The organism is Mycobacterium sp. IDUB_39 (assembly GCF_055419205.1).
Window position 1 is genome coordinate 501,055 of the sequence record NZ_JBVAXF010000004.1, and the last position, 21,401, is coordinate 522,455.

Sequence of the window (21,401 nt, forward strand, 5' to 3'; positions counted from 1 at the left end):
CGTGGACAAGATCAAGGGCCGGACGGTCGCGATCACCGGTGCCGCACGCGGAATCGGATATGCCACGGCACGGGCGCTGCTCGCGCGCGGCGCCCGCGTCGTCATCGGCGACCGGGACATCGCCCGTCTTGAGTCGGCGGTGGCGAGCCTGGCCGGCGTCGGGATGGTGAGTGGCTATCCGCTGGACGTGACCGATCGCGAGTCGTTCGCGGCATTCCTGGACAAGGCCCGCGGCGACGGCTTCGGGGATTCGGCTGGCCGCGTTGACGTGCTGATCAACAATGCGGGTGTTATGCCCATCGGCAATTTTCTCTCGCAGACCGATGAGGCGATCCGGACGTCGATCGAGGTGAACCTCTATGGCGTGCTCACCGGCTGCCAGCTCGTCCTGCCCGAGATGGTCGAGCGGCATGCCGGGCACATCATCAACGTCGCGTCGCTGGCGGGAGTCATGGCAGTTCCAGGTCAAGTCGTGTACGCGGGAACCAAGTTCGCCGTCGTCGGGCTGTCGACCGCGCTGGCCGACGAGGTCGCGCCGCAGGGCGTCGAGGTGTCCGTCGTGATGCCACCGTTCACCAACACCGAACTCATCAGCGGCACCAAACCCGCCGCCGCCAACCGGCCCGTCGAGCCCGAGGACATCGCCGCGGCCATCGTGAAGGTCCTCGACAAACCCAAGACCCACGTGTCGGTGCCCGCCGGGGTCCGGCTCCCGCTGACGCTCATCGCGATGCTCGGCCCGCGCGGGCGACGCTGGGTCCAGCGGCGCACGGGCAGCGACCGCGTCTTCCTCGACTTCGATCCGGGCGCGCGGCAGCAGTACGAGGACCGTGCACAACACGCAACGGGTCTCGCGCCCGCTGAAGAAGGGACCACACCATGAGCACACCCATCATGGACGAGGCCGCAAAGTTGTTGGCGGACCCCAAGGCGTACACCGACGAGGCCGGTCTGCATCAGGCATTGAGCCACCTGCGCGCGCACGCGCCGGTGTCATGGGTGGACGTCCCCAACTACGCGCCGTTCTGGGCAATCACCAAGCACGCCGACATCATGGAGATCGAGCGCGCCAACGACGTCTTCACAAACTCGCCGCGACCGGTTCTGGTCACCAGGGAGGGTGACGAGCAACAGGCCGCCGTGGGCATCAAGACGCTGATCCACATGGACGACCCGCAGCACCGTGACTTTCGGGCTATCGGAACGAACTTCTTCCGGCCAAAGGCCATGCGTGCCTTGAAGGATCGTGCGGACGAGCTGGCTGCACAGTTCGTCGACAAGATGATGGCCGAGGGCCCGGAGTGCGATTTCGTGCAACAGGTGGCGGTCAACTACCCGCTGTACATGATCATGACCCTGCTCGGTGTGCCCGAGGCCGACTTCGCATCGATGCTGCGCTGGACGCAGGAGTTGTTCGGCAGCGACGACGAGGAGTTCCAACGCGGCAAGAGCCCCGAGGAGCAGATGACAGCGCTGCTCGAGATGTTCCAGTACTTCACGGAGTTGACCGCCACTCGGCGCGCGAACCCGACCGATGACCTGGGTTCGACGATCGCCAACGCGACGATCAATGGTGAGCCCCTGTCCGATATCGAGACCGTGTCGTACTACGCCATCATCGCCGCGGCCGGTCACGACACGTCCAGCGCCAGCATCTCCGGTGGCATGCAGGCCCTACTCGAGTATCCCGAGCAGCTAGCTCGACTGCAGCGCGACATGAGCCTGATGCCGTTGGCAGTCGAGGAGATGATCCGCTGGACGACCCCGGTCAAGGAGTTCATGCGTACCGCGCAGCGGGACTACGAGATTCGGGGAGTGCGGATCGCGGCAGGAGAGTCGGTGCTGTTGTCCTACGTGTCCGGTAACCGCGATGAAGAGGTGTTCTCCGACCCCTTCCAGCTCGACATCGGGCGAGATCCGAACAAGCACATCGCCTTCGGGTATGGCGTGCACTTCTGCCTGGGCGCAGCGCTGGCCCGGCTGGAGATCAACAGCTTCTTCTCGGCGCTCCTGCCTCGGCTGACGTCAGTCGAGCTGGCCGGACCGGCGGCGCATGTGGCCACGACGTTCGTCGGCGGGCTCAAGCACCTGCCGATCCGGTACTCGCTGAGCTGAGCTCTGAGTTGCATCTGGTCACCGCGGAGACGGGGGCGACCGCCTACGCGGCGTCGTGCTCGGGATGGGGTGGGTTGGGCCTGCGGTGGAAGCGGTTGGGGCGGGGTTGTCTGCTGGGGTCCACCGACTTTGGTGGGTACCGTCACCGAAGTCCTGACACACCAACCGTCACCAGTGTCTTGATGCAGAACTGTCACCGATGTCCTGAGACATCACAGTGACAGATTTCGTGATGGCGCGGATGGCTACTTCTGTGACGCGGTGGCCTTGTCCAGATTCGCGGCCCAGTCGCTGAAATTGGTCTTCTCGCCGGTGCGGTCGTGGCTGAGGGCGCGGATGGTCACATCGTGGCCCTCGGCGGCCTTGCGCAGGGCTCCGACGGTGGCCTGTTCCCTGGCGATGTGCTTGAACGGCTCGAAGTGGTACAGCTTCATCGCGTTCTCGTGAGTCATCTTGTTGATCTCGTCATCGGGGACGTCATAGGTGTCGAATACCGCCGAGAGTTCCTCGGGCGCACCGGGCCACATCGAGTCGCTATGCGGGTAGTCCATCTCCCAGCAGATGTTCTCGACGCCGATCTCGTGCCGGTTCTTCACGCCGATCGGATCCGAGATGAAACACATCATGAAGTGATCCTTGAAGACCTGGCTGGGCACCTTGTCGCCGAAGTCCTGACCCGTCCACGTCGAGTGCATCTCGTAGGTGCGGTCCACGCGATCCAGGAAGTAGGGAATCCACCCGGTGCCGCCCTCGCTCAGCGCGATCTTGAGCGTCGGGTACTTCTTGATCGGGGCCGACCACAGCAGATCGGCCGCGGCCTGCACGATGTTCATCGGCTGCAACGTGATCATCACGTCCATCGGCGCATCGGGCGCGGTGATCGCCAACCGACCCGAGGACCCGATGTGCACGTTCATCACGGTCTCGGTGTCCACCAACGCCTCCCACAGGGGCGCCCAGTACTCCTGGTCGTGGAAGGACGGATAGCCCAGCGCGGATGGGTTCTCTGTGAACGTCAGCGAGTGCACACCCTTGTCGGCGACGCGGCGGACTTCGGCGGCGGCGAGGTTCGGGTCCCAGATCGCCGGGATCGCCATCGGGATGAACCGCCCGGGGTGGCTGCCGCACCACTCGTCGATGTGCCAGTCGTTGTAGGCCTGCACCAGGGCGAGTGAGAAGTCGGCGTCCTCGGTGGCGAACAACCGGGCTGCGAACCCCGGGAATGACGGGAAGTTCATCGTCGCCAGTACGCCGCCGGCGTTCATGTCCTTGACGCGCTCGGCGGGGTCGTAACACCCCTTGCGGATCTCGTCCAGGCCTTGGGGCTCAAGGCCGTACTCCTCCTTGGGGCGGCCGGCGACGGCATTGAGCGCCACATTCGGGATCACGACGTCACGGAACTGCCAGGTGTCGGACCCGTCGGCGTTGTGCACCAACCGCGGTGCCTCGTCGGCGTACTTCGCAGGGAGGTGGTTCTTGAACATGTCCGGCGGCTCGATGATGTGGTCATCCACGCTGATCAAGATCATGTCGTCCTTGTGCACGACGAACCTTCCGGTCGATGGGCCTTACGGTAAGTTCGACAGTACACGGCGGGTGTTCGTGGCCGCCTACTACGCCTGGGACGAACGGCTGGTCACTTGAACGTCGCATGCGGAGTGCTGGCATCGACCTTCGAGCACGTCTCCGCGCGATTGGCCGACAGCGTCGAGAACGGCCTACTCGACCCCGTCCTGGGCGCGCGCTGAAGCCCGCCCTCGGACCCTGGCAATGGACCTTCGCCGCCCAGATCTTCGACCGCGTGGCCGCCGACGCGCGTGCCGTCCGGCACGTTGTCGGCATGTCTCGCCAATTCTCAACGCAGTCAGCGGTTCTCGCATGAGCACAGCATGCACTCAGATCGGCAGCATAGGGGCACGCGAACGCCCATCCTCGCCGTCCGCCACGACCAAGGCGGAAGCGGCAACTCGGTGCCTCACTCGGACTTTGTAACCACGTCCGTGCCGTGCAGCGGGCACAGTGTCACCGCGTCGCCGGTCAGGGCGAGTAGCTTTTCGGCAGCCGAGAGCAACTCGACGAGTGTTTCGGAATGTTGCAGGGAGTAAATCGAGGCGCGGCCCTTTGGGCGCGAGGTGACCAGGCCGGTCTCCTTGAGGCAGGCCAGATGCTTGGACACCGTGCTCTGAGACAGTCCGAGGTGCTCGATCAGGTCGACCACGCGGTGCTCGCCGAGCTGCAGGTGCTGGAGGATCACCAGTCGGGAGGGATCGCTGAAGCTGTGGAACAGGCAGGCGGCCGGCGTCAAGGCTGATACTTCCTTTAAGCCCGTGTTTGGTTCTCGCGTTTTCATCGCCATATATCGATGATACCGCCGCTTCTGATCGCCAGAATCCGAGATGCGGTCAGCCGTAGGCCCTCGAAGGAGAAGCGGAGCATCGCGAATGTGTGCGATCTTCATGGCGAGGGTCGTCGTGCATGGAGCGCATTGGCCTGGTAGCAGTGCATGATCCGCCGGAGCATCAACGCATGGGGAGAGTGGTTGATGACGTAGTAGCGGCGGCGGCCGTCCCGACGAACGTCCACTATCCCTGCCACGCGCAGTTTGCGCAGGTGCTGACTGGCTACGGTGGCAGCGACGCCAGTTGCTTGGGCCAGATAGCCGACGGAATGTTCATCATCGGCGATGAGGACGAAGATCTTTAGGCGAGTTGGTATTCCGAGTAACCCGAAAAGGATCGCGACGTCATCTAACTGCGGCTTCGGTGCCTCGACATCCAACTGACTCTCCTCCTCGCGGTGAGTTGCATTCGGCATTCGGCATCTGGCGACGTGACCATTGGTGAAGGCTGCTTGCCCGAGCGTGCGTCCGGGACGTTCGATCTCCCACTCCAGAGGCCGCGCTGGTGGGGCGGTCAGGTCGGCCGCCCCACCACACACACGGACCACGCAACTACCTCACCTCGCGAGCCTCAGTGGCTGTGCCCGACGTGCTGGCCGCCACTCACCGACGGGGTCGCGGTAAGGCCTGCGAGGTCGCGGTGCATGGCTCCCTCGTGTTCCAGGTGCCCGGCCTCTTCAAACTGAAAGGTGCAGTGCTCGATGTTGAAGCGCTCGCGCATGCCCGCGGTGAGTTCGTCCAGGATCTGAGCGCCTGCTCCCGTGCGCTGGGCCTGCTCCTCGAGCACGACGTGCGCAGACATCACCGAGACCCCACTGGTGAGGCCCCACACGTGGAGGCTGTGCACGTCGCTGACTCCGTCGGTGTCCTTGACACCACGGCGGACTTCCTCGATGTCGATGCCTGCCGGGACACCCTGCATGATGAGGTTGATGCCCTGCTTGAGCAGCATGAACGCGCGCGGGAGGATGATCACGCCGATCGCCGCGGCAGCGACCGCGTCGCCCCGGGTCCAACCAATGGTGACATTGAGGATGCCCGACACGATGATGGCACCCGCGCCGATTCCGTCGCTCATCACTTCGAGGAAGGCAGCCTTGACGTTCAGGCTCTCCTTCGCGCCGCGGCTGAGGAGGATCAGCGAGATCGATGCGCCAACCAAGCCGACGATCGCGAACAGGATCACACCGCCACCGGCGACCTCCGGCGGGTTGAACCAGCGCTCGACAGCCTCGAAGAGGATGTACCCGCCCAGGGCGAAGAGAAGCAGGCAGTTGATGAGCACGGCGACGATCTCCGCACGCATCATCCCGTAGGTACGCTTCTTGTTGGCCTTGCGAGTCGCCAGGAATGTCGCGATCAAGGCAATGAGGATGCCGCTGGCGTCCACAGCCATGTGCATCGATTCGGCCATCAGGGCGAGGCTGTTGGTGACCACCGCGCCGATGACCTGAGCGATGATGATCGTGGCGTAGATGCCCAGCACCATCATGAGGCGGCGGCGGTGAGCGCCGGTGGCGGTGGCGGTCTGCGCACCGGCGTGGCCACCACCGTGATCGTGATTGTGTCCAATACCCATTGGCTGTTCTCCTTTTCGAGGGTGGTGTGAGTCTTGGGGTTCGCAAGGTGGGCACACAGCACGGCAAGCGAGCACAAGGCCCGTCCAGCTGAGCGGCCCTGCCGACTGCCAACCTCAGGGCTAGGCGCGTCGGGGTCGGTCGGTGGACAGAACGGGTGCGCCTACACGTCCACAGCCGCATCGTTCAGCCGGTCCAGTGAGGACTGAATCATCGCCATTTAGCGATGCTATCGCATCGTGACGATATTGTGAATATTGTGCGTGCACTCCGTGGCCGTTGCGCGGGGAGCTGCATCCTCGCTGGTTCGTACATACCATAGCGGGGTATTGTATCTAATGTATGGGCGGTCGAGCCTTTCCTCGTCTCTGAATCTCGAGGGAGGCCAGTCGGCCTCAGTGGAGCGTGCTGATGACATCAGCCTGTACATCCGGCCGAACGGCATCGCGCGTCGAGTACTGCGAGGTGTGCTTAGAAAGGACGACTGGGCCAAGCCGTACGGATGGCGACAGGATGCATTGCTACCGATTAAAGCCGTTGCATCACAGAATGATCCGGGGTCGCTCTGATCGCTGGGCCAGCGCCCGCCGGGAGCATTGCGCTCAGGCCGTAGGCGGCCAGTAGTCACAACCATTGCGGTGGTGTTGTGCCGCTGACCAGGGGGGTGTGTTGCGCTGTGTCCCTGGCATCCGGCCGAGGCGATGCTAAGGAAACCGAATGTAGCCATTTTGGACGCAAAGCCACTTCTGTTACGGTCATGGGTACGGGGTAGGGGTACCTAAGTGGGTGCGGTTGAACGAAGAGGGTCGAGCCCGCAGCGGAGATGATGTGCGCCAAGCACATTGGATGGATACACCGAAATGCCTTCTTAGGGATCGTTGTAGGACAGTCGCAGGTCGCGTGCCTCGGAGTGATCTAGCCGCGATGTCAGATGCCGCTCTGACTATGGGCAAGGGGTTGTGGCACTCATCGACAGCCGAAGTATCGGCCGGGGCGCCGACCGTCCCATCGCTTGGTCTCGCCCAGCATTTGTAAGCAGCCGTAGCCAATTGCGAGAGGTAGTAGATGCTCCAGCGCAACCAGGGTAATTCCGCGGCAGACGTCAGATGTGATGGGCGGGCTGTTGTGGGCGGCTTAGACAGCGGCCGACGATGTTGAGCAATCGACTCGGAATCGTGGGGGCCTTGCTGTTAGTCGGTCTGTTGTGGGGAAGCTCGTTCCCCCTGATTGCTATAGCGGCCCCGGCCTTCGGAGCTGTTGGGACGACCCTTGGACGGTTCGTTGTCGCGGCGACCGTACTTGCGCTGATAGTGGGTTCCAGCAGGGCGACGTGGCGAGTCGTCGGGCAACGCTTTCCTGCTTTCCTTCTGCTGTCGGCGCTCAACGTCGCCGGTCCCTTAACGCTCGTCGCAACCGCAATCGTCGGTCTCAACTCGTCGATGGCATCGATTCTGAACGCAACCACGCCGATGTTCACGGTATTCGTCGCCGCCTTCTGGCTTCAGCAGAAGATTACTCGGCGAAAGCTGCTGGGGGTGATCATCGGCGTCCTCGGAGTCACGGTGCTCGTCGGCGGGGCCCCCCTGGAGATTGATAGCCGCGCGTTGCTAGCCGTCGGCGCATCTTTGGCCGCGGCACTGCTGTACGCACTGGGCGGGGTATACACCCGTAAAGCGTTTCAGGGCACACCTCCCGTGGCGTTAGCCCTCGGCCAGCAGCTTGCTGCTGTTGCTCTATTGATGCCTGCGATGGCGGTCGTGCCGCCGCCAGGGTCAATTGAAGCCGGCCCGCTGATCGCGGTGGTAGTGCTTGGTTTGGGAGCTACCGCTGGTGGCTACTTGGTGTACTTCTGGATCATTCGCGAGGCGGGGCCGGTCGCCGCATCCGCCGTTACTCTTCTTGTTCCCGTGTCTGCGTCAGCAATCGGCGTGCTCTGGTTGCACGAGCCCGCTACGTTCGGCCTCATCGTCGGACTGGTGATCATCCTCGCCGGAGTCGGCCTACTCATGGATCTGCCGCGGGCGACGAATCCACAAAGGCAGCTCGAATAGCTGTGGCACTGATGTGGTTTCAGTGAACGCAGTCTCAGGGGCGGCAATCTCCACGTGAACGGGTTCAGCAACAGCGGGTCTGCGGGTTGGCCTCGACCGCCTGGTGTCGCATGCGCCAGTAGTCCCTCTCGGAGAGAACCGGCTCACCTGGACAGTTACGTTCGTGATACTCGAGGTAACGCCGGTAGTGGTTGTCGCCCATCAGTGAACTCCAGTACCAACTGACGTGACGCCCGACCTCGGCAAATCGTCCCACTGCTTCTGCACCTCCCTCTCAGTTGCGGTCGGGATCAGGCCCGACGGGGCGAAGATCCGTGACGGTGTGGGTTCGTCCTCCGACAGCGTCACCGTGCGGCCGCGGATGGTCTTCAATGCCACGATGACGCCGGCGACGAACACGATGCACACCAGTACGGCAAAAACGACCGACAGCGTGCCCTGAATGAATGTGTTGCGGATGACCGCGTCGAGCTGGCCTGCGTCCTTGGCCGCCCCGAAGGCGGTCTGGCCGGCATCCCTGGCGTTGCGGTACTGGAAGTGCTGCGTCCAGTAGCCGACCTTGGGATCGCCGGAGAAGATCTTCTGCCACGACGCCGTCATGGTGACGACGAGGTCCCACAGCAGTGGAACCCCGGGTATCCAGGCCCATTTCAGCAGACCACGTTTGATGATCACGACGGTCACGACCGTCAGGGCGATCGCGGCGAGCAACTGGTTCGCGATGCCGAACAACGGGAACAGCGTGTTGATGCCGCCGAGCGGATCGGTGACACCCATCAGCAGAATGCTGCCCCATGCGGCGACGACGATGACGCTGCACGTCCATGCGCCGATCCGCCAACTTGGGTTGCGCAGCTTGCGTAGTGGCCCACCAAGATTGGCAAGACCGTCCGAGAGCATGAATCGTGCCACGCGGGTGCCCGCGTCGACGGTGGTCAGGATGAACAGCGCCTCGAACATGATCGCGAAGTGGTACCAGAAGGCCTTGAGGCCCGCACCGCCGAAGACCTGGTGCAGAACCTCCGACATGCCGAAGGCCAGAGTCGGTGCGCCGCCGGTGCGCGACACGATCGACTCCTCGCCGACACTCTCGGCCGCCGCGGTGATCTCGGCTGCGGTGATGTCGGGCCCGGACAGGCCGAGGCCGTTGACGTAGTCGGCGGCCGTCTGTGCGGTGGTGCCGGTGGCCGCGGTGGGCGCGTTCATCACGAAGTACAGGTGCTGGTTGAGGATCGCGGCGGTGATCAGTGCCATGATCGCGACGAACGACTCGGTGAGCATGCCGCCGTAGCCGATCAGCCGCATCTGGCTTTCCTTCTCGAGGAGCTTCGGGGTTGTGCCCGATGAGATCAGCGAGTGAAAGCCCGACAGCGCACCACAGGCGATGGTGATGAACAGGAACGGGAACAACGATCCGGCGAACACCGGGCCCGTGCCGCTCGTGGCGAATGACGAGACCGCCGGCGCCTCCATGATCGGGCGGGCCAGCACGATGCCGACCGCCAGCAGGGCAATGGTCCCCACCTTCATGAAGGTGGAGAGATAGTCACGCGGTGCGAGCAGCAGCCACACAGGCAAGACCGATGCGGCGAGGCCGTAGATGATGATGCACCACGACAGCGTCACCTTGGAGAGCGTGAACCAGTCGGTACCCCAGGCGGTTTCGGCCACCCAACCGCCGGACACGACGGCCAGCAGGAGCAGGGCGACGCCGATCAGGGACACCTCGGAGACGCGGCCCGGCCGCAGGAATCGTAGGTAGAGGCCCATGAAGATCGCGATCGGGATGGTCATCGCGATCGAGAACACGCCCCAGGGGCTCTCCGCGAGCGCGTTGACGACGACCAGGGCGAGCACCGCGAGCAGGATGACCATAATGACCAGCACGCCGACGATCGCCGCGACACCGCCGACCGTGCCGAGTTCGTCCCGTGCCATCTGCCCGAGCGACCGACCACGTCGACGCACCGATATCGACAGCACCAGGTAGTCCTGCACGCATCCGGCGACCACAGCGCCGACGATGATCCAGATGGTGCCGGGTAGATAGCCCATCTGCATGGCCAGAACCGGTCCGACGAGCGGCCCGGCGCCGGCGATGGCGGCGAAGTGATGCCCGAACAGCACCCGCCGGTCGGTCGGCATGTAATCCGTGGCGTTCTCGAAAGTCTCTGCGGGCGTGGCTATGTCATCGCGCGGCTTGACGATCTTCATCTCGATCAGGCGCGCATAGAACCGGAACCCGATGACGTAGGTACAGATCGCCGCGACGACGAACCAGACGGCACTGACGGTTTCACCACGGAAGAACGCGATGATCGCCCACGCGACGGCACCGAGCAGGGCGATCGCGGCGAAGACGATCCGGTGTTTGGCGGTGATGGGTGAACGGTCGATGATCGCCACCGGTGGCAGATCTGGGTCGGTGCGAACGTAGGTGATATCGCCGACGGTCTCCTCGGATCGCTCAAACGAGGTGGGGGCGGGAGATGAAGCCATACGCCGATCCTGTCACCGCGAGCAGCCGCGTTGGCGAAAACACGCCCTTTCGTTCAGGGCTGGTAGATGGCACGCACCGTGTCCACGGTGTCCGCCTCGGCGGCCGCCTTATCGTCGCGGTAGCGGACCACGCGAGCGAAACGCAGCGCCATTCCCGCTGGGTAGCGGGTCGATCCCTGCACGCCGTCGATGGCGATCTCCACCACCTGCTCGGGCCGCACCGTCACCACATAACCGTCGGTGGGGCCGCTGGCGAGTTCGGTGAATCGGGTGGTCTGCCAGGCCAGCATCTCGTCGGTCATGCCCTTGAAGGTCTTGCCCAGCATCACGAACCCGCCGGTGGCCGGATCTCGCGCGCCGAGGTGGATATTGGATAACTTGCCGGTTCGACGCCCTGAGCCCCACTCCACGGCGAGCACCACCAGATCGAGGGTGTGTACGGGTTTGACCTTGAGCCAGCCCGCGCCGCGGCGCCCGGCCTCATACGGCGCGGTGGGCGACTTCGCCATCACACCCTCATGACCGGCGGCCAGGGTGCGTTCGGAGAAGGCGACAGCCTCGTCGGCCGATGACGTGAGGAGACGGTCCACCCTCGCGTCGCGCCCGACCACGGAGTCCAGGGCCGCGAGCCGGTCGACGGCGGGTTCGTCGAGCAGATCGACGCCGTCGAGGTGCAGCACGTCGAAGTAGAACACCGACAGCGGCTGAGCGGCCCTGGCGGCGGCCACGTCGGCGGTGCGGCCGAACCGTGACGCCGTCACCTGGAAGCGCTGCGGCCGCCCGTCGGGGCGTAGTGCGATCGCCTCACCATCAGCGATCAGCGTCCGAACCGGAAGCATCAGTGTCGCCTCGACCACCTCGGGCAGGCGGTCCGTGACATCGTCGAGGCTGCGGGTGTAGATGGACACCTGGTCGCCGTCACGATGGATCTGCACGCGTGCGCCGTCCAGCTTCGCCTCGAACATCGCCGTACCGCCGAGACGTTTGAGCGCATCGGCGACGCCGGTGGAGGTCTGGGCCAGCATCGGTCCAACCGGTCGGCCCACCTGCAGCGTGAACCGCGGCAGCGCGTCTTGGCCCTCGGTGAGAACCGCCGCAGCCACGGCAGGCAGATCGCCGCCCAGCATTGCCGCCCGCCGGACGTCGGGCGCCGGCGCACCGGCCGCCTTGGCGACCGCGTCGGCCATCACTCCCACCAGCGCACCCTGGCGCAGTTCACCACTGAGTAGGCGGCGCAGGAATGTCTGCTCGACATCGGTGGCTGCCGCGAACAACGCCGTCACCAATTCCGCGCGCCGGGACTGTGACCCCTTGCCCGCGACGGCACCGATTGCGGTGAACGCGGCATCAACGCCCCGCACCGTCAGCGTCGCGGCGTCGGCGGGCTGGGGGAGTGAACGCAGTGCGGCCCACCCCACGCCGATCTGGCGCTGCGGCAGTTCACCCGACAGCCACGCCACGATGATCGCGACGATCGCCGGGTCTCCGGCTGCGGCGGCGCCGGTCAGAAGGTCGGCGATCCGGCTGATCTTGGCCGACCGCGCCGAGACCGCCCCGACGTCGGCTGAGGCCGCAGCGACGTCGTTCAGGAAGACGTCATGAAGTAACACGATGCCACCGTGCCACGGAGGTCGGACATTATGGCGTCAACGGAGAAGGTCGCTCAGCACCGCCGCCTCGGCACGTACCGTCCCGGCGCGTTCGTCGGCGCCGTTCGCGGTCAGTTGTGTGGCGGCAGCTTGGCGTTCATCAATCTCGGCGGTAAGCAGCGCGCGGATCTCGGCGTCGGACAGCACGCGGCGCGCCACCTCGGCGGCACCGGGACCGACCGCACTCTCGGCGAGAGCGCCGGCTGAGGGGACAGGGCCGTCCGGTGTCTCGGCGTTGTCGATGGCGCTGAGTGCGCTGCGCAGCGCCGACACGCGTATCGCGTCGCGCTCCTTGCGGGCGGTGAGCAGCTTCGCGCGCAGGGCATCGCGCCACCGCGTGGCGGGCTCGGTCATGTGCCCAGGCTATTAGATGGCGGCTTGGATCCGCCCGCTACACCTTCTGTGGTTTGGGGGTCTGCCAGGTGCCGTCCAACGCGGCTTCCTTGGGCCAGTAGAGCCGTTCGAGGAGACGGAACGATCCCTCCGGTGCGGGCAGCCAGTTGGATTCCTTGTCCGGGCCGGGTGATTGGTTCTGGACGTAGATGGTGTAACCGCCGTCGGCATCGGGCTTGAGGCTGGGCAGCATCGGTGAGTTGATCAGGTACCGATTGATCGGGTTGGCCACCAGCAGGCTTTCCGGCATCCGATACATGGTCAGTGACCAGAACGCGTGCACCGGCGGCAGCTGTCCCGGCGCGAACCGGTAGACGTACTTGTTGGCCCCATCCAGGGGTGCACCGGCGGCATCGTTGGTGAAGATCGGATACATCGCCTCGGCCTTGGTGTTGCCGTAGATCCCGTTGACCGCGCCCGACATCCGGTAGAGGTAGTTATCCCCGAGCGACTCCCGGCTGCCGAACAGGTCAGCGGCGCTGACGGCGCCGTCGTCGATCTTGGCCTGCAGCCCGTCGAACTCCTTCCAGGCGTCGGTGATCGCCCCCTGGAACGCGTCGCGCTCTTGCGGGCTCAGTTTCTCGGCGTTGAAATCGCCGTCCGAGCCGATTCCGATGGAGGCGAACTTGGCGCGCAGATCCTTCTCCGAATCCAGTACTGGCACATACCTCAGGACGAAGTCGAGAACCTCAAAGAACTTCAGGGAACTCTTCTGCTCGTCGACACTCAGCGGCGTGACGAAGTCGACCTTCGGCGCGGCGGCAGGCGGCTGCTCGCCCAGGAACGCCGACAGTGGCTGCGCCGTGTAGCCAGCCTGGATGGCCTTGACGTTGTCGATGTCCTCGGGGCTGAACAACTGAGTCCGATACAGCGCAAACACGAAATCGGTGTCAGCACGCAGGATCTGATCGACACCCTCGGGCTTGTCGCCCGTCCAGCCGGGACCGGCCAACAGGTATTTCCCGCCGCCGTTGCCGGTGGTGCGGCTACCGACGTAGGCGAAGTTGTAGGTGTAGGCGTCGACGAACTGAACGGAGAAGTAGCGGCCGGCTTCGATGGGTGGGATGGTGAGCACCAGCGGCTCGGTCCGCAGATCGGCGCCCACGAAGGAATAGGGAGTGTCGGAGTTGGGTGTCTGGACTGCGGTGTCGGCGGGTGTGGCGACCCCGGCGAGGCTGTGGATCTGGTTCCATTCCCCCTTGTAGTTCGGATCCTGCTGGTCGACGAAGTAGGAGTGTTGAATCCGATAGTTGTCGACCATCGGATATCCGTAGATGTAGGCCTGCTTCGCGATCTCGTGAATCTGCTCCACGCTCATCTCGCCCTCCGCGCTCACGTCATCGCGATCGGCTGATCCGCCACCACTGCTGCATGCTGTCATCACCGCCGACAACGTCACCGCGACAACAACACTCGACCAGCGCCACCACGAACCGTGAACCCTCAACGACATACCCTTCACCTGGAACGCTCGGGCGCGCCGCATGACGCGCCCGACCATCATTGCCGCCCGCTACCGTTGGCGTCTTGACATTTCAGGACATCTTCTTGACCGTGGTGGACATGCTGCTGATCCGGGGTTCGTCGCTGACAGGGTTTTCGCCGCTGGTGACCGCGCATGGCGGCGACCCCGATGCTCTTCTGGAGCTGGCCAGGATCGACCCAGGCGATGTCGGGCAGCGCGATCGGTTCGTCTCGCTGCGCAACGCCATTGCCGCGGTCGAGGACGCGGCCGCGGTGCTCAACGTGGCCGACTTCGGCCGCCAACTTGCGTTGCGACAGAGCATCGACATCCTCGGCCCGGTCGGGGTCGCGGCTCGCACCGCCGCCACCGTCGCCGATGCCTTCGTGATCGTGGACAACTACATGAGCGCTTACAGCCCCGGTATCGCCACGCGCATCAGTGACCATCAGGATCCCGCCCTGGGGCGCTTCGAATTCGATTTCCTACTCAATCCGCCACCCCCGCAGGCCCAGGCCATCGAACTGGCTCTCGGAGTCACGCTGCGCGTGCTGCACCTGTATCTGGGAACTACCTACCGGCCGGTGGCCGTGCACCTGCCTCACCCCGCGCTGGGTGCCAAGATCGACTACCGCCGCTACTTCGGCTGCCCACCGCACTTCAACGAGCCAACCGCCGGATTCAGCGTGCGCGTCACCGATCTGCAACGGCCGCTCAGCCACGACGTGCTCGCCCACCAAGTCGCCCTGAACTACCTGTCCAGCACCAAGGGCCAGCACAGCCGTGGACTGGCGGACACCCTGCGCAGTGTTATCCGTCAACTGCTGCCCACCGGAAACCTCACCGCGGACCTGGCCGCGCGCCAATTCGGCTTACACCCCAAGACTCTGCAACGTCGACTGGCCGCCGAGAACACCACCTTCGCCGACCTCGTTGATCAGACCCGACGCGACACCGCTCAACGCCTGCTCCTCACCACCGACCTCAGCCTGGGCCAGATCTGTGCTCAACTCGGCTACTCCGAACAGAGCGTGCTGACCCGATCCTGCAAGCGGTGGTTCAGCGCGACCCCCACCGCCTATCGAGGATCAGAAGGTGCTCCGCGGCAAGGCTTTCCGTGACAGCGTTCGCGACGGACCGGGCTATCCCGGTGACGCTGTGAGCCGGCGGATCTGGGCGGTCGCGACCGACAGCGCGGCAAGGTCGGGAGTACCGGAATTCAGGAGTTCCTGCAAGGTTGCCCGTGCTCGCGCGAGTCGTGGCCGGTTGAACTGCTCCCATTCCTCGATGCCCTCGGCAACGCCCGGAGAATCCGCCACGAACGCGACAACGTCGATGGCCAAGGTCCGAAGCGCCCGGTAGAGGTCCTCGCGCAGCGCCAGTCTCGACAGCGCATGCCAGCGGCGTCCTCGCGGAAGGGCGGAGACGGCGATGAGAAGCCGGTCGATACCGAGATGATCGGATAGCGCGAAGTAGGTCTGCGCCAGCATGGCGAGATCGCCATCGTGGGCATCGGCGACCTCGACGATATCGAGGAGGCTGAAGACGTACAGTGCCTCGCTGATGCGTTGTGCGATTGATGCGTCGACACCTTGCTCGACGAGGCGGTCGTAGGCGTTATCGAGCGCCGCCTTCTCGGCGCCACGCAACATGGACCCGACTTGGCCACTCAGCGAGCCGAGAGGGCCGGCGAACCGGGTCACCTCGGCGCCGATGGCCAGTGGTTGTGGCCGGTTGAGCAGCAACCATCGCGAGGCGCGGTCGAGGAGTCGACGGCTCTCGAGGATGAGTGCGTTGGCTGTCGCCGCCGAAATGGGCGAGTCGTAAATTGCGTCCCACAGTCCGTCGAGTTTGAAGACGCGCGACGCAATGGTGTGGGCGCGGACGATATCGGCTGTGGTGGCGCCTATCTCGTCCGCGAGACGAAATGCGTAGGTGATACCTGACGTCCCGACAACCCGGTTCACGAGCGCGGTGGCGACGATCTCGCGATGCAGCGGATGCGCATTGATCGTGCTGCCGAGTCGATCCTGAAGCGTCGAGGGAAAGTAGCCCTCGAGGACGTCGGAGTAGGCAGTGTCGTCAAACTGCTCGTCGGCGATCAGGTCGGCCTTGAGATCGAGCTTGACATGGGCCATCAAGGTCGCGAGCTGCGGTGTCGTCAGCCCGCTGTCGTTCTTCGAGAGTTCGCCATACTGCTTCTTGCTGGGCAGGTGTTCGCGATCGCGGTGCAGTCCCCGGCGTTCCTCGAGCGATGTGGTCATTCGGGCATGAACGTCGACCATCTGTGCCGCGTTGAAACGGGAGTCACTCAGCAACCGGTTGTGCGCGCGGTTGTTGGCCAGAACGAGTTCGCGTACTTCGTCGGTCATCTGAGCGAGAAGATCACCGCGGTCGGTCGAGGAGAGATCGCTCGTTGCCGGCGCACAATCCAGCAGGATCTTGATGTTGACCTCGTGGTCAGAGCAGTCGACACCGGCAGCGTTGTCGATGGCGTCGGAGTTGATCAGGCCGCCGTTGCGGGAGAAGTCGATTCGCGCCTGCGGCGAGATACCGAGGTTCCCGCCTTCGGCGACGACCCTCGCCCTGACATCCGACGCGTCGATGCGGACCGCGTCGTTCACCTTGTCGCCGACATCTGCGTGTTGTTCAGTGCTGGATTTGACGTAGGTGCCGACTCCGCCGTTCCACAGCAGGTCGACCGGTGCCGACAGGATGTGGCGGATGAGCTCTGTCGGCGTCAGCTGGCCGGCCGCGTCGTCGATGCCCAGCGCGGCACGCATCTGAGCGGACACGGGAATGCGCTTGGCTGAGCGCGGCCAGATTCCGCCGCCGGCGCTCAACAGGGTTCGGTCGTAGTCGGCCCAGGACGACCGGGGCAGATCGAAGAGGCGGCGTCGCTCCCGGTAGGCCGTCTCGGCCACCGGAGTCGGGTCGATGAATATGTGGCGATGGTCGAAAGCGCCAACGAGTTTGATGCCGCTACGCAACAGCATGCCATTGCCGAACACATCACCGCTCATGTCCCCGATGCCGACCACGGTGAATTCATCTGTACCGGTGTCGATTCCGAGTTCACGCAGGTGGCTGTCCGCGCTCACCCATGCACCGCGAGCGGTGATTCCCATCGCCTTGTGGTCGTAACCCGCAGATCCACCGGATGCGAACGCGTCTCCCAGCCAGTAGTTGCGCTCCAGTGCGACGCTGTTGGCGGTGTCGGAGAACGTGGCCGTGCCCTTGTCGGCGGCCACCACCAGATAGGGATCCGCGCCGTCATAGCAAACGATGTCCGCCGGGGAATGCGGTGCTGTCCCGGAGGCGGGGAGGTTGTCGGCCATGTCGAGTAGGCCGGCGATGAACTGCCGGTAGCAGGCGAGGGTGTGCGCGCGAACGGTTTCGGGGTCTGCGGCGACGCCTCCGATCGATGTGGGTGCACGCTTGACGACGAATGCGCCCTTCGCTCCGGCTGGAACGATCACGGCGTTCTTCACCGCCTGTGCCTTGGCCAGGCCGAGTACCTCTGTCCGGTAGTCGTCCAACCGCTCCGACCAGCGCAGCCCGCCGCGGGCCACGAGGCCGAATCGCAAGTGGACGCCCTCCACCGTGGGTGAGCACACGAAGATCTCCGAAACTGGCCGTGGCTCGGGAAGTTCGGCGACGTCCTGCGCACGGATCTTGTGCGCCAGATAGGGCATGTCCGCACTCAGGGCCCGGGGAGCGAAGCTGTTCGTTCGTACCGTGGCGGTGACGACGCCCCGGAAGGCCTGCAGTATCCGATCTGCGTCGATCGTGACGACCTGGTCGATCTGCTCGTTGAGTGCCGTCTGGGCTGACTCCACGGCCGCGATCCGGCGCGGATGATCGACGGGTTCACCCGGTGAACCGAAACGGGCCTCGAAGAGGTCGACGGTCGCGCGCGCTGCCCCCGGATGGTCCAGGAGTACCCGCTCGATGCGGTTCTGGCCGTATGGCAATTGTGTCTGGCGGAGGTAGCAGCTGTAACTCCGCAGGACGCTGACCTGCTGCCAGGTCAACCCTGCGCTGACAACCAGTGTGTTCAAGGCGTCGACGTCGGCCAGCCCGTCCCATAGGGCGTGGAAGGTGTCGTGGATGTGCTGATCGGCGTCTGAGCCCTCACGTGCGATGGCCACGGCTGCGTCAGCGCCCGCCTGGAGCACGAAATCGTAGATGTAGCCGGGTGTTCCATCCGGTTGGATCAGCTCTGTGGTGTGTTCGTTGAGCGTTTCCAGATCCATGCTCTGCAGCGCGGGCAGTACCCGGCGCAGCGGCACCGCCTCATTGGCGTAGAGGCTGAAGAGTAGCTGGCTGCTGCCATCGTCGGATCGGATGATATCGACGGCGATGCCACCGGCCGTGAGCGCCGCGAAACGGCCGGAATCCACGGGCGAGGCGGCACCCGGGCGGTGGTGCGCATGTCCTCCCGGGAGTTGGCGTTGAAACATGCTGGCGCTGTGGGTATTCAAGACAGAGTCATCCTTAGGTGCGGCCCGATGTGTGTCCATCGTCTCGTTCCAGGACGGCCCGGAGCCGGATCACAGTGTCACGTGATCACGGCCAATGCGGACACTGTGTAATGGGCTCGTCCGGCCAGCCAGCTACCCCAGCGCGTATATCGCGAGCGCTGTGAAGCCGATGCTCAGCGCGCCGAATGAGCTGAACATCGCGGCCTGTCGGGGATCCGAGTTGAGCCCTCGCCCCTCGAAGGCTAGCGGAAGGAACAGCAACGGATTGATCACGGCGCCATATGCCAGTAGTCCTGTGCTCCAGCCGGCTGCCCACTACTCCACTGCGAATGACACGGTGTGCCAACCCGATGCACCGTCGGGCACAACGTCGGCGAGCTGCGAGGTCTGCACCGCACCGGTGCCGTCGGTGGCTCGGACACTTATCTCATGGGGTCCCGGAACATCGGCCTGCCAGCGGAAGCTCCACAGTCGCCAGGTCTCATTCGAGTAGGCCTCGCCCAACTCCGCGGGCTGCCACTGGCCCTGTCCGTTCGGGCCGTCGACGCGTACCTCCACCGCACGCACGCCGCGGTTCTGCGCCCACGCAACACCGCCGAACGTCACCGGGCCGCGGGCCACGTCCTGGCCGCTGCGGGGGACGTCGATGCGCGACTGCGTCTTGATCGGTCCGCGTTCGGCCCATCCGAGCTTGGTCCAGTACGCCTGCGCGAGGTCGAATTTGGTGACCTCGAGGTCGACGACCCACTTGGTCGCCGACACGTACCCGTAAAGGCCCGGCACCACGAGACGTGCCGGGTAGCCGTGCTCGGTGGGCAGCGGGGCGTCGTTCATGCCGATGGCCAACAACGAGTCGCGGGCATCTGTCAGCGCTTCGGCGGGTGTTCCCGCGGTGAATCCGTCGATCGACGTCGACAGCACCATGTCCGCGTCCGAGTGAACACCGGCCCGCGCCAACAGGTCCCGGACGCGGTAACCCGTCCACTTCGCGGTCGAGATGAGGTCACCACCCACCGGGTTGGACACACAGGTCAGTGTCGCCACCTTGTCGATGACCTCGAACTGATCGAGGTCTTCGAACTCGAGAGTGACCTCGCGGTCGACCATGCCGTGGATCCTCAGCTTCCAGTCGGGTCTGCTGAGCTGTGGTACCGACAGTGCGGTGTCAATTCGGTAGAAGTCGGCGTTGGGTGTGATGAAGGGTGGCAGGTCGACGCCGACGGGCTGCACGGCGGCGGGCACGGCGGGTGCGGGCACGGCTGGCTTGGGCAGCGCGAATGCATTGCGGTCACCGGCCACCGACGAACGCGCGCGAGTCAGCACCGCACCCAGCACGCCGGTCAGGGTTCCAGCGGCCAGGAAGCCGAGCGTCACCAGCGACAACCGTCGCCCTGGGTCGGGTGCGGCGCCGAACTCGCCGTCGCGCGGGCCGGGCTCGGCAGGTTTGCCGTCGCTGAACCTGCCCGATACGAGCAGGCGCAGGACGGCGATGCCGCACACCGTGCCGATCACGGTGGGCAGCACGGCGATGGGTGTCGCCCCGGCGCGGAGGAGAACCGCGGCGCATCCGGCGACACCCGCTAGCGCGATGGTGATGCTGCCCAACGGCACTCGCCGCGTCTCGAGCTTGGCAGTGATCCCGGCGAGCACCGCGATGGTGATCAGGATCAACACCATCAGCATCAGCTTGTCGGCGGTGCCGAACGTCTGGATCGCCCATTCCTTGACGGGTCCGGGCGTGAGATCGATGACGGCCGACCCGACGGCCGTACGCGAGTCGGCCTCCGGACCCACCAGTGCAGCAGTCAGCGCGGTGACGCCCAGTGCGACCGCGGCGGCGGCGACACCGGCCAGCGCCCGCGGGCGAGCAAATGCCCGATCGGCCATGTGAGCCAAGGTACCCAATCGGTGACCCGTGGGCCTTACCGTAAGGTGACCATGCCAGTCGCATTACAAACTGACCACTTTTTGGAAAGGTAGCTAGATGGAGATATCCGGGAAGAAGGCCGTCGTCGTCGGTGGGGCATCGGGCTTCGGCAAGGCCACCGCCGAGGCGCTCGCCCAGCGTGGCGCGAGCGTGGCGATCCTGGACCGTCCGCAGTCGAACGGCAAGGAGGTCGCCGCCGCGATCGGTGGCACCTTCCACGAGGTCGACGTGACGGACTTCGACGGCACCGAGCAGGTGCTCGCCAACGCCGTCGACGAACTCGGTGCCCTGCACATCATCGTGACCACCGCGGGTGGCGGCATCGGCGAGCGCACCATCAAGAAGGACGGGCCCCACAGCCTGGAGTCGTTCCGCCAGTCGATTGACCTCAACCTCGTCGGCACCTTCAACATCAGCCGGCTCGCGGCGTTCCACATGAGCAAGCAGGAACCCGTCGACGACGACGCCGAAGAGCGCGGCGTCATCATCAACACGGCGTCCATCGCCGCATTCGAGGGCCAGATCGGTCAGGTCGCCTACACCGCGTCCAAGGCGGGTATCGCGGGCATGTGCCTCACGATGGCGCGCGACCTCGGCAGCCTGGGCATCCGGGTGCTGGCCATCGCCCCGAGCCTGTTCGCGACCGGCCTGACTCAGGGCATCCCCGACGAGTTCGCCTCCGCGTTGACCAAGGATGCGGCCTTCCCGAAGCGGCTCGGCAAGCCCGAGGAGTACGCCAAGCTCGCCGTCGCGATCGTCGACAACCCGATGCTCAACGGCCAGTGCCTGCGTCTGGACGCGGGCCAGCGCTTCGCCCCCAAGTAGATCCTCCCCAAGTAATGTGAC

General features: G+C 64.9%; 17 protein-coding genes. 5 read left to right on the forward strand and 12 right to left on the reverse strand.

All coding sequences use genetic code 11. The features are described 5' to 3' along the window. Window position 1: 1 nt before the first annotated feature. Together ACZY0X_RS17785 and ACZY0X_RS17790 are read left to right on the forward strand one after the other, a co-directional pair. Window positions 2-883 carry an SDR family oxidoreductase gene (locus ACZY0X_RS17785; protein WP_463772239.1) on the forward strand — a complete coding sequence of 294 codons (882 nt, stop codon included), beginning with the start codon at window positions 2-4 and terminating at the stop codon, window positions 881-883. Further along, the gene (locus ACZY0X_RS17790) at window positions 880-2,115 is read left to right on the forward strand and encodes a cytochrome P450 (protein ID WP_463772240.1); all 1,236 of its coding nucleotides are present in this window, start codon (window positions 880-882) and stop codon (window positions 2,113-2,115) included. The genes ACZY0X_RS17785 and ACZY0X_RS17790 overlap by 4 nt, the downstream gene beginning before the upstream one ends. A 245-nt stretch (window positions 2,116-2,360) precedes the next feature. On the opposite strand, the gene ACZY0X_RS17795 is transcribed toward ACZY0X_RS17790, so the two are convergent. The 4 genes from ACZY0X_RS17795 to ACZY0X_RS17810 form a co-directional block, all read right to left on the reverse strand. After that, window positions 2,361-3,659, reverse strand: a complete 1,299-nt coding sequence (locus ACZY0X_RS17795) for an amidohydrolase family protein (protein ID WP_463772242.1) — start codon at window positions 3,657-3,659, stop codon at window positions 2,361-2,363. Between the two features lie 431 nt (window positions 3,660-4,090). Then, a complete protein-coding gene (locus ACZY0X_RS17800; protein WP_463772243.1) occupies window positions 4,091-4,471 on the reverse strand; it encodes an ArsR/SmtB family transcription factor in 381 nt (126 codons plus the stop codon). A 98-nt stretch (window positions 4,472-4,569) separates the two neighbouring features. After that, entirely contained in the window at window positions 4,570-4,893 is a 324-nt protein-coding gene (locus ACZY0X_RS17805) for an ArsR/SmtB family transcription factor (RefSeq protein ID WP_463772245.1), read from the reverse strand. Between the two features lie 191 nt (window positions 4,894-5,084). Further along, window positions 5,085-6,092, reverse strand: a complete 1,008-nt coding sequence (locus ACZY0X_RS17810) for a cation diffusion facilitator family transporter (protein ID WP_463772246.1) — start codon at window positions 6,090-6,092, stop codon at window positions 5,085-5,087. Between the two features lie 1,173 nt (window positions 6,093-7,265). On the opposite strand from ACZY0X_RS17810, the gene ACZY0X_RS17815 reads away from it, so the two are divergent. Next, window positions 7,266-8,141 carry a DMT family transporter gene (locus tag ACZY0X_RS17815; protein ID WP_463772248.1) on the forward strand — a complete coding sequence of 292 codons (876 nt, stop codon included), beginning with the start codon at window positions 7,266-7,268 and terminating at the stop codon, window positions 8,139-8,141. Between the two features lie 64 nt (window positions 8,142-8,205). On the opposite strand, the gene ACZY0X_RS17820 is transcribed toward ACZY0X_RS17815, so the two are convergent. Genes ACZY0X_RS17820 through ACZY0X_RS17840 form a run of 5 tightly spaced genes read right to left on the reverse strand, consistent with a single transcriptional unit; the run spans window position 8,206 to window position 14,135 of the window. After that, complete coding sequence (locus ACZY0X_RS17820) at window positions 8,206-8,343, reverse strand: YbdD/YjiX family protein (RefSeq protein ID WP_463772249.1); 138 nt, start codon at window positions 8,341-8,343, stop codon at window positions 8,206-8,208. Beyond that, window positions 8,343-10,640 (reverse strand): carbon starvation CstA family protein, encoded by a 2,298-nt coding sequence (locus ACZY0X_RS17825; protein WP_463772251.1) that lies wholly within the window; start codon window positions 10,638-10,640, stop codon window positions 8,343-8,345. The genes ACZY0X_RS17820 and ACZY0X_RS17825 overlap by 1 nt, the downstream gene beginning before the upstream one ends. A gap of 53 nt (window positions 10,641-10,693) precedes the next feature. Beyond that, window positions 10,694-12,250 carry an ATP-dependent DNA ligase gene (locus ACZY0X_RS17830; RefSeq protein ID WP_463772252.1) on the reverse strand — a complete coding sequence of 519 codons (1,557 nt, stop codon included), beginning with the start codon at window positions 12,248-12,250 and terminating at the stop codon, window positions 10,694-10,696. Window positions 12,251-12,286: 36 nt separating this feature from the next. Further along, window positions 12,287-12,643 carry a GatB/YqeY domain-containing protein gene (locus ACZY0X_RS17835; RefSeq protein WP_463772254.1) on the reverse strand — a complete coding sequence of 119 codons (357 nt, stop codon included), beginning with the start codon at window positions 12,641-12,643 and terminating at the stop codon, window positions 12,287-12,289. A gap of 37 nt (window positions 12,644-12,680) precedes the next feature. Beyond that, window positions 12,681-14,135: a DUF1254 domain-containing protein gene (locus ACZY0X_RS17840; protein WP_463772255.1), complete on the reverse strand. Its 1,455-nt coding sequence runs from the start codon at window positions 14,133-14,135 to the stop codon at window positions 12,681-12,683. A 110-nt stretch (window positions 14,136-14,245) separates the two neighbouring features. Between ACZY0X_RS17840 and ACZY0X_RS17845 the strand changes: the two genes are divergently transcribed. Then, on the forward strand, window positions 14,246-15,265 hold the full coding sequence (locus tag ACZY0X_RS17845; protein WP_463772483.1) for an AraC family transcriptional regulator: 1,020 nt from the start codon (window positions 14,246-14,248) through the stop codon (window positions 15,263-15,265). A 21-nt stretch (window positions 15,266-15,286) separates the two neighbouring features. Here the strand turns inward: ACZY0X_RS17845 and ACZY0X_RS17850 are convergent, their stop codons facing one another. The 3 genes from ACZY0X_RS17850 to ACZY0X_RS17860 form a co-directional block, all read right to left on the reverse strand. Beyond that, complete coding sequence (locus tag ACZY0X_RS17850; protein WP_463772256.1) at window positions 15,287-18,547, reverse strand: NAD-glutamate dehydrogenase domain-containing protein; 3,261 nt, start codon at window positions 18,545-18,547, stop codon at window positions 15,287-15,289. Window positions 18,548-18,760: 213 nt separating this feature from the next. After that, on the reverse strand, window positions 18,761-18,901 hold the full coding sequence (locus tag ACZY0X_RS17855) for a hypothetical protein (RefSeq protein ID WP_463772258.1): 141 nt from the start codon (window positions 18,899-18,901) through the stop codon (window positions 18,761-18,763). 42 nt (window positions 18,902-18,943) lie between these two features. Then, window positions 18,944-20,515: a molybdopterin-dependent oxidoreductase gene (locus ACZY0X_RS17860; protein WP_463772260.1), complete on the reverse strand. Its 1,572-nt coding sequence runs from the start codon at window positions 20,513-20,515 to the stop codon at window positions 18,944-18,946. A gap of 97 nt (window positions 20,516-20,612) precedes the next feature. Here ACZY0X_RS17860 and ACZY0X_RS17865 point away from each other — a divergent pair, with 97 nt between their 5' ends. Continuing rightward, window positions 20,613-21,380, forward strand: a complete 768-nt coding sequence (locus ACZY0X_RS17865; protein ID WP_463772261.1) for an SDR family NAD(P)-dependent oxidoreductase — start codon at window positions 20,613-20,615, stop codon at window positions 21,378-21,380. Window positions 21,381-21,401: the final 21 nt, after the last annotated feature.

Coding starts and splice junctions, on each gene's coding strand:
- ACZY0X_RS17790 (WP_463772240.1), top strand. CDS start 880: ATGAGCACACCCATCATGGACGAGGCCGCAAAGTTGTTGGCGGACCCC.
- ACZY0X_RS17800 (WP_463772243.1), bottom strand. CDS start 4,471: ATGGCGATGAAAACGCGAGAACCAAACACGGGCTTAAAGGAAGTATCA.
- ACZY0X_RS17810 (WP_463772246.1), bottom strand. CDS start 6,092: ATGGGTATTGGACACAATCACGATCACGGTGGTGGCCACGCCGGTGCG.
- ACZY0X_RS17820 (WP_463772249.1), bottom strand. CDS start 8,343: ATGGGCGACAACCACTACCGGCGTTACCTCGAGTATCACGAACGTAAC.
- ACZY0X_RS17825 (WP_463772251.1), bottom strand. CDS start 10,640: ATGGCTTCATCTCCCGCCCCCACCTCGTTTGAGCGATCCGAGGAGACC.
- ACZY0X_RS17835 (WP_463772254.1), bottom strand. CDS start 12,643: ATGACCGAGCCCGCCACGCGGTGGCGCGATGCCCTGCGCGCGAAGCTG.
- ACZY0X_RS17840 (WP_463772255.1), bottom strand. CDS start 14,135: ATGTCGTTGAGGGTTCACGGTTCGTGGTGGCGCTGGTCGAGTGTTGTT.
- ACZY0X_RS17845 (WP_463772483.1), top strand. CDS start 14,246: ATGCTGCTGATCCGGGGTTCGTCGCTGACAGGGTTTTCGCCGCTGGTG.
- ACZY0X_RS17860 (WP_463772260.1), bottom strand. CDS start 20,515: ATGGCCGATCGGGCATTTGCTCGCCCGCGGGCGCTGGCCGGTGTCGCC.
- ACZY0X_RS17865 (WP_463772261.1), top strand. CDS start 20,613: ATGGAGATATCCGGGAAGAAGGCCGTCGTCGTCGGTGGGGCATCGGGC.